We start from the raw sequence: 14,774 nt of genomic DNA on the forward strand, positions 1-14,774 counted from the left end.
GCGCGCACCGTCACGCTGAAGTCGTCCCCCGTACACGGAACGCGAGGGGCGGGAGAGGCGCAGTGTCCAGGAGATCCCTTTCGATCCCATGGTTCACGAGGACGTAACGGCCACCGGCACGAATGGATAACGGCCAGTCGAAACCCCGTTCCCAGGAGGGTCTACGCGCGTTAATGTGCGCCGAACTGAGCACCCGGTCGCGGGGCTTTGCAGAAGATGGGGAACTTCAAGATGCGTCGGATTTCCAAACTGACCCGCGTCGCGGTGGGGGTCGCGTCGCTGGCGCTCGCCGCCACGGCCTGTGGTGGTACCAGCAGCGAGAGCAGCAGCAACGGCGGCGAGACCAGCAAGGGCGAAAAGGGTCTCGCGATCGCGTACGACATCGGCGGCAAGGGCGACCAGTCCTTCAACGACGCCGCGTTCGCGGGCCTGGAGAAGGCTCAGAAGGAATTCGGGTACAAGACCGAGGACATCGAGCCCACCGAGGGCGAGACGGACGCCGACAAGCAGCAGCGTCTGGAGTCCCTGGCCAAGCAGGGCTACAACCCGGTCATCGGCGTCGGCTTCGCCTACGGTCCCGCGATGGAGGCCGCCTCCAAGCAGTTCCCGAAGACCACCTTCGGCATCGTCGACTCGGTCGTCGAGGGTGACAACGTGGCGTCCCTGGTCTTCGCCGAGCAGGAGGCCTCGTACCTCGCCGGCGTCGCGGCCGCCAAGGCCACCAAGACGAACACCGTGGGCTTCGTGGGCGGCGTGGACATCCCGCTGATCCACAAGTTCGAGGCCGGCTACAAGCAGGGCGTCGAGGACACCAGCGGCGGCAAGGTCAAGGTCCTCTCGCAGTACCTGACCCAGACGGCCGAAGAGGGCGGCTTCTCCAGCCCCGACAAGGGCAAGGCCGCCGCCGAGGGCCAGATCGAGAAGAAGGCGGACGTGCTCTACGCGGCCGCCGGTCTCTCCGGCCAGGGTGTCATCGAGGCCGCTGCCGCGGCCAAGGTCTGGGCGATCGGTGTCGACTCCGACCAGTACAACCAGGCAGCCCTCGCGAAGTACAAGGACTACATCCTGACCTCCGCCCTGAAGGACGTCGGCGGCGCGGTCTACGCCCTCGCCAAGTCGGTCGAGGACGGCAAGCCGCTCACCGGTGTCCAGACCTTCGACCTCAAGGTGGACGGCGTCGGCCTGGCCGACTCCAACCCGAAGATGGCGGAGATCGCCGGCCTGACCGACGCGGTCGCCAAGGCCAAGGAAGGCATCATCGACGGCTCCATCAAGGTGAAGACCGAGTAGGTCCGATCCGCGACGAACGCCGGCAGCGGGCGGGTGTGCTTGTGCACCCGCCCGCTGCGCGTTTTCCCGGCGCGCGGTCCGGGGGCAGCCCCGAAAGGGGCGCGGGGAACTGCGCGACCAGCCACGATGCGCCCGCACCCGACACTTGGCCCCCAACACCCCCAACCACCCCCGCACACCCTTGGAACACGGCCCCATAACAACGTGGTCCCCCAGGCTTCACCCCAAGGGTCTACGCGCGTTACTCTGCGGCGAAAGCCATATAAGGCGCCGATGCTGTGAAGCACCACTGAGCAGTACCCCCCGGCGCTGTACGACAGGAGCACCACACATGCGCCGGGTTTCCCGCCTCGCGGTCGCAGGCGCAGCGACCGCCTCCCTCGCCCTCGCCCTCTCCGCCTGCGGCGGTACGTCGACGGACGCCTCGTCCTCCGCCGACGCCAAGGGCGACAAGGGCCTCGCGATCGCCTACGACGTCGGCGGCAAGGGCGACCAGTCCTTCAACGACGCCGCGTTCGCGGGCCTGGAGAAGGCGAAGAAGGAGTTCGGGTACGACACCCAGGACATCGAGCCCACCGAGGGCGAGACGGACGCGGACAAGGAGCAGCGCCTTGTCTCCCTGGCCAAGCAGGGCTACAACCCGGTCGTCGGTGTGGGTTACGCGTACGCGACGGCCGTGAAGGCCGCCGCCGAGCAGTTCCCGGAGACCACCTTCGGCATCGTGGACGACTCCACGGTCCAGCTGGACAACGTCGCGGACCTGGTCTTCTCCGAGGAGCAGGCCTCGTACCTCGCCGGTGTCGCCGCGGCCAAGACCACGAAGACGAACACCGTCGGCTTCGTGGGCGGCGTGGACATCCCGCTGATCCACAAGTTCCAGGCGGGCTTCGCGCAGGGTGTCAAGGACACCGACCCCAAGGTCAAGGTGCTGACCCAGTACCTCACCCAGACGGCCGAGGAGGGCGGCTTCTCCAGCCCCGACAAGGGCAAGACGGCCGCCGAGGGCCAGATCGAGAAGAAGGCCGACGTCGTCTACGCGGCGGCCGGTCTGTCCGGCCAGGGTGTGATCGAGGCCGCCGCCGCGAACAAGATCTGGGCGATCGGCGTCGACTCCGACCAGTACCGGCAGGAGGCCCTCGCGAAGTACAAGGACTCCATCCTGACCTCGGCGACGAAGGACGTCGCCAAGGCGGTGTACAACCTGGCGAAGTCGGTCGAGGACGGCAAGCCCGGGACCGGTATCGTCAGGGGCGATCTGAAGACCGGCGAGGTCGGCCTCGCCGACTCCCACCCGAAGTTCACGAGCGACACCGAGCTCCAGGAGGCCATCGCCACGGCCAAGGAGAAGATCATCAGCGGCGAGATCAAGGTCAAGACCGGCTGAGCCGGCTGTACCACGAGCAGTCGCACGGCTCCGGTGGTGTTCAGGCACCTCCGGAGTCTCCAGTAACCGCGGGGTTACGCGCGCTCGACGGGGTACGGGGAGTGTCGCTCCCTGTGCCCCGTTGTCCGAGCGGCCCCGGGGGAACCGGGGTGTCTCGCCCCGGTTCCCCCGGCACCGCTCGGGCGTGTCGCCCGCTTCCGATGCCGTAGGGGCGCTACGCGCGTAGACGACCCCCTTTCCCAGGAGAGTGCGCCATCAACGCGTCCAGCAGCCCTCCGGCCGACGTGGCGGTCAACGGTCAGGTGACCGCCGTCGAACTCGCCGGGATCACCAAGCGATTCCCCGGCGTCGTGGCCAACCACGACATCCACCTCACCGTGCGCAAGGGCACCGTCCACGCCCTCGTCGGGGAGAACGGCGCCGGCAAGTCGACCCTGATGAAGATCCTCTACGGCATGCAGAAGCCGGACGAGGGCACCATCGCGGTCGACGGCGAGCAGGTCTCGTTCTCGTCCCCGGCCGACGCCATCACCCGTGGCATCGGCATGGTCCACCAGCACTTCATGCTCGCCGACAACCTCACGGTCCTGGAGAACGTGGTCCTCGGCAGCGAGAAGCTGTACGGCATCGGCGCCAAGGCCCGCCGCAAGATCAAGGAGATCTCCGAGCGCTACGGCTTCGGCGTGCGCCCGGACGTCCTGGTCGAGGAGCTGGGCGTCGCCGAGCGCCAGCGCGTGGAGATCCTCAAGGTCCTCTACCGCGGCGCCCGCACCCTGATCCTGGACGAGCCCACCGCCGTCCTGGTGCCCCAGGAGGTCGACTCCCTCTTCGCCAACCTGCGCGAACTCAAGGCACAGGGCCTGGCGGTCATCTTCATCTCGCACAAGCTGGGCGAGGTGCTCTCCGTCGCCGACGAGATCACCGTCATCCGGCGCGGCACGACCGTCGGTACGGCCGTCCCCGCCGAGACCACCCCGCGCCAGCTCGCCGAGCTGATGGTCGGCAGCGAGCTGCCCACCCCCGAGACGGCCGAGTCCACGGTCACCGACCGTCCCGTCCTCACCGTCAAGGACCTCCGTCTGGAGGCCGTCGGCGGCAAGGCCCTGCTCGACGACATCACCTTCACCATCCACGCGGGCGAGGTCCTGGGCCTGGCCGGTGTCGAGGGCAACGGCCAGACCGAGCTGGTCGACGCGCTGATCGGCCTGAAGTCCGCCGACTCGGGCACGATCGCGCTCGCCGAGGACGAGATCACCGCCTGGCCCACCCGCAGGCGCCGTGAACAGGGCATCGGCTACATCCCCGAGGACCGCCACCGGCACGGTCTGCTGCTGGAGGCACCCCTCTGGGAGAACCGTATCCTCGGCCATGTGACCGAGCGGCCCAACGCCAAGGGCGTCTGGCTCGACCCGAAGGCCGCCCAGGAGGACACCCGCCGGATCGTCGCCGAGTACGACGTCCGCACCCCCGGCATCGACGTCACCGCCGCCTCCCTCTCCGGCGGCAACCAGCAGAAGCTGATCGTCGGCCGCGAGATGAGCCACAAGCCGCGGTTCCTGATCGCCGCCCACCCCACCCGCGGTGTGGACGTCGGCGCGCAGGCCCAGATCTGGGACCAGATCCGCGAGGCCCGCCGCGAGGGCCTGGCCGTCCTGCTGATCTCCGCCGACCTGGACGAGCTGATCGGCCTGTCCGACACGCTCCGGGTGATCTACAACGGCAAGCTGGTCGCCGACGCCGACCCCGCCACCATCACCCCCGAGGAGCTGGGCTCGGCCATGACCGGTGCCGCCACCGGCCACCTCGCACACGAAGAGACCCCCGAGACCTCGGCGGACACGTCCGGGTCCGAGGAAGACGAGGCCCGCTGATGAAGAAGTTCGACAAGGAGCGCGTGCTCCTCGCGGTGGCCGGACCGGTCCTCGCGCTGGCCGTGGCCTTCGTGCTGACCGCGATCGTGCTGCTCGCCTCCGGCAAGAACCCGGTCGAGCCGTTCACGATCATGTTCGAGCAGGCCACGTTCTCCGACATCCAGGTCCGGATCATCAACCAGGCCTCGCTGTACTACGTCGCGGCCCTCGCGGTGGCCATCGGCTTCCGGATGAACCTGTTCAACATCGGTGTCGACGGCCAGTACCTGCTCGGCGCCATGATGGCCGCGATCGTCGGCGCCCACGTCGACCTGCCCGCGGCCCTGCAGATCCCGCTGCTGATGCTCACGGCGATCCTCACGGGCGCCTTCTGGGCCGGCATCGTCGGTGTCCTCAAGGTCACCCGGGGCGTCAGCGAGGTCGTCGCGTCGATCATGCTGAACGCGATCGCCACCTCCGTCATCGGCTACCTCTGGCTGCCGAACGTCTTCGGCGTCAAGGTCGGCAACAACAACACCACCGGTGAGATGGCCGAGTCCGGCTGGGTCCCCGGCATCGACATGGGCGCGGCCGGCGAGATCTACGGCCTGGTGCTGCTCGCCGTCCTGCTCGGCGTCGGCTACTGGATCGTCATCAACCGCACCCGCTTCGGCTTCGACCTGCGCGCCTCCGGCGCCTCGGAGTCGGCCGCGACGGCCAGCGGTGTCGACCCCAAGCGCATGGTCCTCACGGCCATGCTGATCTCCGGCGGTGTCGCGGGCCTCGCGGGCCTGCCGATCCTGCTCGGCGACACCCACACGTACAGCCTGAACTTCCCCACCGGGATCGGCTTCCTGGGCATCGGCATCGCCCTCCTCGGCCGCAACAGCCCCGTCGGCATCGCCTTCGCCGCCCTGCTGTGGGCCTGGCTCGACAAGGCGTCCCCGGAGCTGGACTTCCACGGCTACGACAAGGAGATCGCGGTCATCATGCAGGGCCTGATCGTGCTCTCGGTCGTCGTCTCCTACGAGACCGTGCGCGAGTGGGGCCTGCGCCGTCAGCAGCGCCGGGTCGGCGCCGAGCTGGCCGCGGGCCACGTCCTGGGCGCGGACGCCTCCGACAACAACAACGTCAAGAAGGAGGTGGCGGGCCGATGACCACGAGCACCACCGCGACCGACGTCAACCAGCCCTCGCTGCAGCCGGCCGCCCCGACCGGACGCAAGCTGTCGCTGCCCGTCCTGCTGCTGGTCATCGCCGGCGTCCTCGCACTCACCTCGATCGTCCGCATCATCACCGGCGCCGACGGCATCACCAACGTCAGCCAGATGTCCACCGCGCTGGAACTGGCCGTCCCGATCGGCCTCGCCGGTCTCGGCGGCCTGTGGGCCGAACGCGCGGGCGTCGTCAACATCGGCCTCGAAGGCATGATGATCCTCGGCACCTGGTTCGGCGCCTGGGCCGGCTTCCAGTGGGGCCCGTGGACCGGTGTCCTGGTCGGCATCATCGGCGGCTGCATCGGCGGTCTGCTGCACGCCTTCGTCACCGTCACCTTCAACGTCAACCACATCGTCTCCGGTGTGGCCATCAACATCCTCGCCCTCGGCGCCACCCGCTACCTCGCGCCCCTCGCCTTCGAGGGCCACCAGGGCGGCTCCGCCAAGCAGTCCCCGCCGGTCGAGTCCATCGGCGACTTCACCATCCCCGGACTGTCGGACGCGCTGACGGAACTCAACTCCAAGGGCTGGTTCTTCATCTCGGACCTCGCCGGCCTGCTCGGCGGTCTGGTCACCAACGTCTCGTGGCTGACCCTCGTCGCCGTCGCCCTGATCCCCGCCACCTGGTGGATCCTGTGGCGCAGTGCCTTCGGCCTGCGGCTGCGCTCCTGCGGCGAGAACCCGATCGCCGCCGAGTCCCTCGGCGTCAACGTCTACACGTACAAGTACCTCGCCGTGATCATCTCCGGCGGTCTGGCCGGCCTCGGTGGAGCCTTCCTCTCCATCGTCGCCAACCCCTTCTACCTGGAGGGCCAGACCAGCGGCCGCGGCTTCATCGGTCTCGCCGCGATGATCTTCGGCAACTGGATGCCGGGCGGTCTCGCCCTCGGCGCCGGCCTCTTCGGCTACACCGACAGCCTCAACCTGCGCGGCGGCTCCGAGAACGTCCACGCCCTGCTGCTGCTCGGCGCCCTGCTCCTGGTCATCGGCGCGATCTGGCAGGCCGTCCGCAAGAAGTACGTCCCGGCCGCGATCACCTTCGTGGTGGGCGCCCTCGTCTACACCTGGTACGCGACCACCAACGAGGTCCCGAACCAGGTCGTCGCCGCCACGCCGTACGTCATCACCCTGATCGTCCTCGCGCTCTCGGCCCAGCGGCTGCGCATGCCGAAGGCGGACGGCCTGCCGTACCGGAAGGGACAGGGCAAGTGACCGCCGTCGACTGGGCCGGGCTGCGCACGGTGGCCCGGGACGCCATGTCCCGGGCGTACGCCCCGTACTCCGGCTACCCGGTCGGCGTGGCCGCCCTCGTCGACGACGGCCGGATCGTCTCCGGCTGCAACGTCGAGAACGCCAGTTACGGCCTCGGCCTGTGCGCGGAGTGCGGGCTGGTCTCGGAGCTGCAGAACAGCGGCGGCGGCCGTCTCACCCACTTCACCTGCGTGGACGGCAAGGGCGACATCCTCGTCCCGTGCGGCCGCTGCCGGCAGCTGCTCTACGAGTTCGGCGGCCCGGACCTACTGCTGGAGACCCCGGCGGGCATCCTGCCGCTCTCGGAGATGCTCCCCCAGGCGTTCGGCCCGGACCATCTCACCAAGTAACTCCTGTGCGGCCCCCCTGAGTTGCTCAGGGGGGCCGCACACTTTCTGCAGAACCTCGGAAGGAAAGCCATGACGAAGCTGTCCATGGATGCCATCTCGGTCATCCGCACCAAGCGGGACCGCGGCGCACTCAGCGACGAGCAGATCGACTGGGTCATCGACGCGTACACCCGCGGCGAGGTCGCCGACTACCAGATGGCCGCCCTCAACATGGCGATCCTCCTCAACGGCATGGACCGCCGGGAGATCGCCCGCTGGACCGCCGCGATGATCGCCTCCGGCGAGCGCATGGACTTCTCGTCCCTGTCCCGCCCCACCGCCGACAAGCACTCCACGGGCGGCGTCGGCGACAAGATCACCCTCCCGCTCGCCCCCCTGGTGGCGGCCTGCGGCGCGGCCGTCCCCCAGCTGTCGGGCCGCGGCCTCGGCCACACCGGCGGCACCCTCGACAAGCTGGAGTCCATCCCCGGCTGGCGCGCCCTGCTCTCCAACGAGGAGATGCTGAACGTCCTGGACGAGGTCGGCGCGGTCATCTGCGCGGCGGGCGACGGCCTGGCCCCGGCGGACAAGAAGCTCTACGCGCTCCGTGACGTCACGGGCACGGTCGAGGCGATCCCCCTGATCGCCTCCTCCATCATGTCCAAGAAGATCGCCGAGGGCACCGGCTCGCTGGTCCTGGACGTGAAGGTGGGCACGGGCGCCTTCATGAAGACCCTGGAGGACGCCCGCGAGCTGGCCTCCACGATGGTGGGCCTCGGCACCGACCACGGCGTGAAGACCGTCGCCCTGCTGACGGACATGTCGACCCCGCTGGGCCTGACGGCGGGCAACGCCCTGGAGGTCCGCGAGTCGGTCGAGGTCCTCGCGGGCGGCGGCCCGGCGGACGTCGTCGAACTCACCGTCGCCCTGGCCCGCGAGATGCTCGACGCGGCCGGCGTGAAGGACGCCGACCCGGCGAAGGCGCTGGCCGACGGCTCGGCGATGGACGCCTGGCGCCGCATGATCGCGGCCCAGGGCGGCGACCCCGACGCCCCGCTCCCGACCTCGCGCGAGCAGCACGTGGTGACGGCGACCGCCTCCGGCGTCCTGACCCGCCTCGACGCCTACGACATCGGCATCGCCGCCTGGCGCCTCGGTGCCGGTCGCGCCCGCAAGGAGGACCCGGTGCAGGCCGCCGCGGGCGTCGAGCTGCACGCCAAGCCCGGCGACACGGTCACCGAGGGCCAGCCCCTGCTGACCCTGCACACCGACACGCCCGAGCGCTTCGACTACGCCCTGGACGCCGTCGCGGGCTCGTACGACATCGGCGCCCCCGGCACCGCGTACGAGCCGAGGCCGATCGTGCTGGACCGCATCGCCTGAGGCGACCGCGCCCGACGGATCAGGGCAGGCCACGGCGGGTGTCGTCGCCTCCGCGATGAGTTCCGGGGCTCTCCCCGGTCTACCGATCGTGGACGCGACGACACCCGCCGTACTCGTGCTGCCAGGCCCTCTCACCCGGGACGAGGTGCCTCGGCTCTGTGCCGAGGTACGCGCGCGACTGGAGAAGACCGGGGGCGGGACCGTGGTGTGCGACGTCGCCGGTATCGGCCCGCCGGGCCTGGCCGCCGTCGACGCCCTGGCCCGGATGCAGCTCGCCGCACGGCGGGCCGGGGGCCGGATACGCCTACGGGACCCCGCCCCCGCGCTGCGCGCGCTACTGCGGCTGGTCGGGCTTGCCTTCGAGGTGGAGGGGGAGGCCGAAGAGGGGGAACCAGCGGGCGGTGTCCAGGAAGCAGTGGAATCCGGCGATCCGGCCCTCTGAGATCTCCAGCGCCTGCACCGCCCAGGCGGTGAACCCGCCGCTGTCCGGGTCCGGCTTGTACTGCGCGAAGCCCGGCAGGCCGTTCACCGCGACGGGTACCAGGTGTGAGCCTGCGCAGGCCGCGCCGAGCGTCGTCATGAAGCCGGTGATGTCGCCCGTGCCGGTCAGCCAGAGGTCGAACGGCGGCATCGTCATGACCGCGTCCTCGTGCAGCAGGGCCGTCAGCGCCGCCATGTCGTACCCCTCGAAGGCGGCCACATAGCGGTCCAGCAGCTTCTGCTGCTCCTCGTCCAGCGGGTCGGAGACGTCGGCGGCGGCCTGCCCGCCCTCGGCGAGGGTCGCGCGGGCCCGCTGGAGGGCGCTGTTCACCGAGGCGACGGAGGTGTCGAGCAGCTCGGCGACCTCGCTCGCCTTCCAGGCCAGTACCTCACGCAGGATGAGCACGGCCCGCTGCTTCGACGGCAGCTTCTGCAGCGCGGCGACGAACGCCAGCCGCACCGACTCCTTCGCCACGGCGGCCTCCGCCGGGTCGTCGGTCGTCGGCAGCACCCGGGCGTCCGGCACGGGCTCCAGCCAGGTGTTGTCGGGCCGGGGGGAGAGGGCGGCCTGGGCCAGGGGCGTCGCATCGGTGAGATCCATGGGCCGGGCCCTCTTGTTCCCCGCGGTCAGCATGTCCAGGCACACGTTCGTGGCGATCCGGTACAGCCAGGACCGCAGCGACGACCGGCCCTCGAACTTCTCGTAGCTGCGCCAGGCGCGGATCATCGTGTCCTGCACGGCGTCCTCCGCCTCGAAGGACGAGCCCAGCATCCGATAGCAGTACCCGGTCAGCTCGACCCGGTGCTTCTCCAACCGGACATCGAGCTCCGCCGTCGCCGTCGCCGTACCGTCACCCATGGCCAACCCACCCCTGTGGCATCCCTGTGCGTACCAACACCTCGGAAGCTACCGCAGCCCACTGACAATGGCCTGGGGAAGGGCGGAAGGGGCAGGTCACAAGGGTCGGGAGCCATTCGCGGGAACCGCTGCGGGGTGCCGCGGGGCCGCCGACGGATCAGCAGGCCGGGGTCAGGGCGCGCCGGGCGCGGGCCGCGCGGGTGCCCGCCACCGTGATGCCCACGACCCCCAGCACGGCCAGCAGGCCCAGGACGACCGTGCCGCCCCAGCCTCCCGCGTGGAAGGCGATCGCACCCAGCGTGCTGCCCGCGCTGGAGCCCACGTAGTACGCGGACTGGTAGAGCGCCGAAGCCTGGGCGCGGCCCTCCTTCGCGGTGTGGCTGACCGCCGACGACGCGGCGGCGTGGCCCGCGAAGAAGCCGGCGGTGATGAGGACCAGCCCCAGCAGCACCACCGGGAGGGAGTCGGACAGCGAGACCAGCAGTCCGGCGGCCGTCGTGGCACCCGCCAGGTAGAGGGCACCACGCCGGCCCAGGCGGCCGACCAACTTCCCGGCGGTCGACGCCGACACCGTGCCCACCAGGTAGACCAGGAAGATCGAGCCGATGATGCCCTGGGGCAGCGAGAAGGGTTCCCCGGCGAGGCGGTAGCCGATGACCGTGTAGACGCCGCCGAAGACCGTCATGAACAGGGCGCCGATGGCGTACAGCCGCCGCAGCAGCGGGTTGGAGAGGTGGGCGCGGACCGTGCGGGCCAGCACCGCCGGGCGCAGCGACCCCGCCACGAAGTGCCTCGGCGCGGGAAGCAGCAGCCGGAAGGCGACCGCGCAGCCCACGGCGATCACCCCGAGCACGCCGAGCGCGACCCGCCAGCCCCACTCCTGCGCGACCCATCCGGTGACCACACGGCCGCTCATCCCGCCGACGCTGTTGCCGGCGACGAAGAGACCGATCGCCGTGATGAGGGCCCGGGGCCGGACCTCCTCGGCGAGGTACGCGGTAGCGGAGGCCGGCACCCCGGCCAGCGCCGCACCCTGCACGGCCCGCAGCACCACCAGGGCGCCCAGCGAGGGCGCGAAGGGGATCAGCAGCCCGACCGTCACCGCGACCACCAGCGACGCAGTCATCACCGTGCGCCGCCCGAACCGCTCGGACAGCGCGCTCATCGGCAGGACGAACAGGGCCAGCGCCCCGGTCGCCGCCGACACCGTCCAGCTCGCCGCGCTCGCCGTGCTCCCGAAGCCGTCCGAGATCAGCGGCAGCAGGGCCTGCGTGGAGTACAGCAGGGCGAAGGTCGCGACGCCCGCGAGGAACAGCGCCAGGCTCATCCGGCGGTAGCCGGGCCCGCCCGGGGCCACTCGGGTGTCGGCGGCGGACGGGGAGGAGGCGGTGGGGGCCACGGCTGAGGCGGCGCCCACGGTGGTGGACGCCCCGGTACTTGCGGAAGGCATGCTTCGAAACTACGGACGCCGCCGCTCATCCGTCCAATGCATGGAACCCCCATAATCGTTCCCGTGATGCATCAGCAGAGGTCAGAGCCGCGCCTGTCACCGTCCGGTGACACAGAAGACATCGAGAGCATCGAGGACATCGTCCTGAGGCTCGCCCCCCGCCTCGCCTACTTCGCCGGGGTCGCCCGCACCGAACACGTCACCAGGGCCGCGCGCGAGATGCGTGTCCCGCAGTCGACGCTGTCCCGGGCGATGGTCCGCCTCGAACAGGACCTGGGCGTGGACCTGTTCGCCCGCCGGGGGCGCACGGTCTCCCTCACCCACGCCGGGCGCACCTTCCACGCCTCCGTCGAGCGAGCCCTCGCCGAGATCGAGCGCGCCGCCGACGAGGTCCGCGCGGACGCCGACCCCGCCACCGGCAAGGTCGCCTTCGGCTTTCTGCACACCATGGGCGCCGAGACCGTGCCGGGCCTGCTGCAGGCCTTCCGTGCCGAGCACCCCCGGGTCCGCTTCAGCCTCGTCCAGAACTACGGCGAGGCGATGCTCGAACGCCTGCGCGCGGGCGAACTCGATCTCTGTCTCACGTCCCCCGTCCCGGACGCCCCCGACCTGGTGGCCCGCCGCCTCGACGAACAGAAGCTCCGGCTCGTCGTCCCGGCCGACCACCGCCTCGCCGCCCGCAAACGTGTCCGCCTCTCCGAGGCCGCCGACGAAACCTTCGTCACCCTGGAGCCCGGCTACGGCATGCGCCGCATCACCGACGACCTCTGCGAGGCGGCCGGCTTCAAACCGCGCATCGCTTTCGAGGGAGAGGAGGCGGAGACGCTACGAGGGCTGGTGGCCGCGGGCCTGGGCGTGGCGCTCCTGCCCCCTCCGGCCGTCCCCCGGCCGGGAGTCGTCGAGCTGACGGTCACCGCCCCGAGAGCGGCCCGCGAGATCGGCGTGGCCTGGCTCGACGGCCACCCGGACACACCCCCGGTGGCGGCCTTCAAGAAGTTCCTGCTGTCGAGACGGGGCAACCTGCTGCCCAGCTGAGCCGCAGCAGAGTCAGGGGCGCGGGGCTGTATCGATATGCGGCTCCGCCGCGTGGGCGCGATCAGTCACCCACGGCCCGCAGCCGCGAGACGACATCAACCACTTTGACGCGAGTGATGCCCCCCGAAGCCGGAGGCGAGCGGCATCCGCAACCCCAACGGCGGCGGAGCAGCGAGCGCGTCCTCCACAGGCCGGGCGAACGCCCTCCCGAACAGCACCCCCATCACGAAGTCCGCGGCCAGCGCGTGCACCTCGTCCCGGTACTGGGTCAACCCGTGCCGGTCCGCGTGCACTTCGAACCGGCAGATGTCGGGGTTCGTCTTCTTCGCCCGCGCCGCGAACCGGAACGACAGCTCGGGATCCACCCGCTCGTCGTTCGTCCCGTGCACGATCAGCACTCGGCGCCCCGACAACTGCTTCACCGGTTCGGGCGGCGCCGCCACGTCCTCCTCGGGCAACCAGGGGGCGATGGCCAGCACCGAGTTGACGGCCTCGTGCCCACCGGCGTGCAGCGCCGCCCGCGCCCCCATGTGGAGCCCGGCCAGACACACCGGCACGTCTCCGTACCGCCGCACCACCTCGTCCACGGCCCACTCGGCATCCCGCGCGAGCCGCGCCTCGGCACCGTTCCAGCCCCGGTAGCGGTAGTGCACGACATGGGTCGCCAGCCCCTCCGTACGGCCCGCGCGGGCGAGCCGGCGGCCGAGGGCGCGCACGGAGGCCGCGGCCAGCATGGGGGAGGGTCTGCGGGTGGATGCCTCGTCACCGGCCGGGAGGAGAAGGACCACCCCGCCGACCGTGCTCGGCTCCGGGCCGATCGTCCGCCCAAGTCGGGGCGTACGGACCGGCATTGCTTGCTGCGCCATGACAGAACAGTGTCAGAAGAGATGGTGTACGCCACCCGTCCTGTGGGTCACCGTTACGTATCGACGCGATCATCCGACAGGTGCTCTACGCGCGTAGGAGGTATCGTACGAAAATGACGAACCAGAACGACCCGACCGGTAACACCCCGGATCCGGACCAGATCCGCCGGGCGCCCAAGGTTCTGCTGCACGACCACCTCGACGGCGGCCTGCGTCCCGGAACCATCGTCGAACTCGCTCGCGACAGCGGGTACTCCCAGCTCCCCGAGACCGACCCCGACCGGCTCGGCGTCTGGTTCCGGGAGGCCGCCGACTCCGGCTCGCTGGAGCGGTACCTGGAGACCTTCTCCCACACCGTCGGCGTCATGCAGACCCGCGACGCGCTCGTCCGGGTCGCCGCCGAGTGCGCGGAGGACCTCGCCGTCGACGGCGTCGTCTACGCCGAGGTCCGCTACGCCCCCGAACAGCACCTCGAAGGCGGGCTCGGTCTCGAAGAGGTCGTCGAGGCCGTCAACGAGGGCTTTCGCGAGGGTGAGCGCCGGGCCAGGGCCGACGGCCGGCGCATCCGTGTCGGCGCGCTGCTCACCGCCATGCGCCACGCGGCCCGCTCCCTGGAGATCGCCGAACTCGCCAACCGCTACCGCGACCTCGGTGTGGTCGGCTTCGACATCGCGGGCGCGGAGGCCGGCTACCCGCCCACCCGGCACCTCGACGCCTTCGAGTACCTCAAGCGCGAGAACAACCACTTCACGATCCATGCCGGTGAGGCGTTCGGACTGCCCTCGATCTGGCAGGCGCTGCAGTGGTGCGGCGCCGACCGGCTCGGTCACGGCGTCCGCATCATCGACGACATCCAGGTCCACGAGGACGGCTCCGTGAAGCTCGGGCGCCTCGCCTCGTACGTCCGCGACAAGCGCATCCCGCTGGAGCTGTGCCCCAGTTCCAACCTGCAGACCGGCGCCGCCCGTTCGTACGCCGAGCACCCCATCGGGCTGCTGCGGCGCCTGCACTTCCGGGCCACCGTGAACACCGACAACCGCCTGATGTCGTACACGAGCATGAGCCGTGAATTCGAGCATCTTGTCGACGCCTTCGGCTACACGCTCGACGACATGCAGTGGTTCTCGGTCAATGCTATGAAGTCAGCATTCATTCCTTTCGATGAACGACTGGCCATGATCAATGACGTCATCAAGCCCGGGTACGCCGAGTTGAAATCCGAATGGCTGTTCCGGCAAACGGCCTCCACCAGCGGTTCTGTCGAAGAATCGAGCTGAACGGAGGTCTCGGGGAGCGGTCGTGTCCACGGCGACGCGGCCGCTTTTCGATGTTTGCCTCCGGCGGGACTTTGGTGTTTACGTTTCGGCACCGCTCACCACCC

General features: G+C 70.3%; 13 protein-coding genes. 10 read left to right on the top strand and 3 right to left on the bottom strand.

Annotated elements, in window-relative coordinates; translation table 11 throughout:
• Positions 1-231 precede the first annotated feature (231 nt).
• The 8 genes from ACFU5F_RS15355 (at position 232) to ACFU5F_RS15390 (ending at position 9,145) form a co-directional block, all read left to right on the top strand.
• Complete coding sequence (locus tag ACFU5F_RS15355) at positions 232-1,290, top strand: BMP family protein (RefSeq protein WP_383887027.1); 1,059 nt, start codon at positions 232-234, stop codon at positions 1,288-1,290.
• A gap of 331 nt (positions 1,291-1,621) precedes the next feature.
• The gene (locus ACFU5F_RS15360; RefSeq protein WP_383887028.1) at positions 1,622-2,674 is read left to right on the top strand and encodes a BMP family protein; all 1,053 of its coding nucleotides are present in this window, start codon (positions 1,622-1,624) and stop codon (positions 2,672-2,674) included.
• 302 nt (positions 2,675-2,976) lie between these two features.
• Positions 2,977-4,545 carry an ABC transporter ATP-binding protein gene (locus tag ACFU5F_RS15365; RefSeq protein ID WP_383887073.1) on the top strand — a complete coding sequence of 523 codons (1,569 nt, stop codon included), beginning with the start codon at positions 2,977-2,979 and terminating at the stop codon, positions 4,543-4,545.
• Entirely contained in the window at positions 4,545-5,681 is a 1,137-nt protein-coding gene (locus ACFU5F_RS15370; RefSeq protein WP_383887030.1) for an ABC transporter permease, read from the top strand. The genes ACFU5F_RS15365 and ACFU5F_RS15370 overlap by 1 nt, the downstream gene beginning before the upstream one ends.
• Positions 5,678-6,952, top strand: a complete 1,275-nt coding sequence (locus ACFU5F_RS15375) for an ABC transporter permease (RefSeq protein ID WP_383887032.1) — start codon at positions 5,678-5,680, stop codon at positions 6,950-6,952. Before ACFU5F_RS15370 ends, ACFU5F_RS15375 begins: the two co-directional genes overlap by 4 nt.
• Complete coding sequence (locus tag ACFU5F_RS15380; RefSeq protein WP_383887034.1) at positions 6,949-7,341, top strand: cytidine deaminase; 393 nt, start codon at positions 6,949-6,951, stop codon at positions 7,339-7,341. The genes ACFU5F_RS15375 and ACFU5F_RS15380 overlap by 4 nt, the downstream gene beginning before the upstream one ends.
• 78 nt (positions 7,342-7,419) lie before the next feature.
• On the top strand, positions 7,420-8,703 hold the full coding sequence (locus ACFU5F_RS15385; protein WP_383887075.1) for a thymidine phosphorylase: 1,284 nt from the start codon (positions 7,420-7,422) through the stop codon (positions 8,701-8,703).
• A gap of 55 nt (positions 8,704-8,758) precedes the next feature.
• Positions 8,759-9,145, top strand: coding sequence for an STAS domain-containing protein (locus tag ACFU5F_RS15390; protein ID WP_383887036.1), 387 nt, complete (start codon positions 8,759-8,761; stop codon positions 9,143-9,145).
• Here the strand turns inward: ACFU5F_RS15390 and ACFU5F_RS15395 are convergent.
• Both ACFU5F_RS15395 and ACFU5F_RS15400 read right to left on the bottom strand, forming a co-directional pair.
• The gene (locus ACFU5F_RS15395; protein ID WP_383887037.1) at positions 9,038-10,042 is read right to left on the bottom strand and encodes a sigma-70 family RNA polymerase sigma factor; all 1,005 of its coding nucleotides are present in this window, start codon (positions 10,040-10,042) and stop codon (positions 9,038-9,040) included. The two genes, ACFU5F_RS15390 and ACFU5F_RS15395, sit on opposite strands and share 108 nt — an antisense overlap.
• A 157-nt stretch (positions 10,043-10,199) precedes the next feature.
• Positions 10,200-11,492: an MFS transporter gene (locus ACFU5F_RS15400; protein WP_383887039.1), complete on the bottom strand. Its 1,293-nt coding sequence runs from the start codon at positions 11,490-11,492 to the stop codon at positions 10,200-10,202.
• Between the two features lie 63 nt (positions 11,493-11,555).
• Here ACFU5F_RS15400 and ACFU5F_RS15405 point away from each other — a divergent pair, with 63 nt between their 5' ends.
• Positions 11,556-12,527 (top strand): LysR substrate-binding domain-containing protein, encoded by a 972-nt coding sequence (locus ACFU5F_RS15405; protein ID WP_383887041.1) that lies wholly within the window; start codon positions 11,556-11,558, stop codon positions 12,525-12,527.
• Positions 12,528-12,622: 95 nt separating this feature from the next.
• Here the strand turns inward: ACFU5F_RS15405 and ACFU5F_RS15410 are convergent, their stop codons facing one another.
• A complete protein-coding gene (locus ACFU5F_RS15410; protein ID WP_383887043.1) occupies positions 12,623-13,393 on the bottom strand; it encodes a prolyl oligopeptidase family serine peptidase in 771 nt (256 codons plus the stop codon).
• Positions 13,394-13,506: 113 nt separating this feature from the next.
• On the opposite strand from ACFU5F_RS15410, the gene ACFU5F_RS15415 reads away from it, so the two are divergent.
• Entirely contained in the window at positions 13,507-14,670 is a 1,164-nt protein-coding gene (locus tag ACFU5F_RS15415) for an adenosine deaminase (RefSeq protein ID WP_383887045.1), read from the top strand.
• Positions 14,671-14,774: the final 104 nt, after the last annotated feature.

Source organism: Streptomyces sp. NPDC057438 (assembly GCF_042802995.1).
In the GTDB taxonomy this organism is placed as follows: Bacteria; Actinomycetota; Actinomycetes; order Streptomycetales; family Streptomycetaceae; genus Streptomyces.

Bases quoted from the DNA above. Each gene is read 5' to 3' on its own strand.
- ACFU5F_RS15415 (WP_383887045.1), top strand. From the start codon at position 13,507: ATGACGAACCAGAACGACCCGACCGGTAACACCCCGGATCCGGACCAG.
- ACFU5F_RS15360 (WP_383887028.1), top strand. From the start codon at position 1,622: ATGCGCCGGGTTTCCCGCCTCGCGGTCGCAGGCGCAGCGACCGCCTCC.
- ACFU5F_RS15375 (WP_383887032.1), top strand. From the start codon at position 5,678: ATGACCACGAGCACCACCGCGACCGACGTCAACCAGCCCTCGCTGCAG.
- ACFU5F_RS15355 (WP_383887027.1), top strand. From the start codon at position 232: ATGCGTCGGATTTCCAAACTGACCCGCGTCGCGGTGGGGGTCGCGTCG.
- ACFU5F_RS15410 (WP_383887043.1), bottom strand. From the start codon at position 13,393: ATGGCGCAGCAAGCAATGCCGGTCCGTACGCCCCGACTTGGGCGGACG.
- ACFU5F_RS15400 (WP_383887039.1), bottom strand. From the start codon at position 11,492: ATGCCTTCCGCAAGTACCGGGGCGTCCACCACCGTGGGCGCCGCCTCA.
- ACFU5F_RS15390 (WP_383887036.1), top strand. From the start codon at position 8,759: ATGAGTTCCGGGGCTCTCCCCGGTCTACCGATCGTGGACGCGACGACA.
- ACFU5F_RS15370 (WP_383887030.1), top strand. From the start codon at position 4,545: ATGAAGAAGTTCGACAAGGAGCGCGTGCTCCTCGCGGTGGCCGGACCG.
- ACFU5F_RS15395 (WP_383887037.1), bottom strand. From the start codon at position 10,042: ATGGGTGACGGTACGGCGACGGCGACGGCGGAGCTCGATGTCCGGTTG.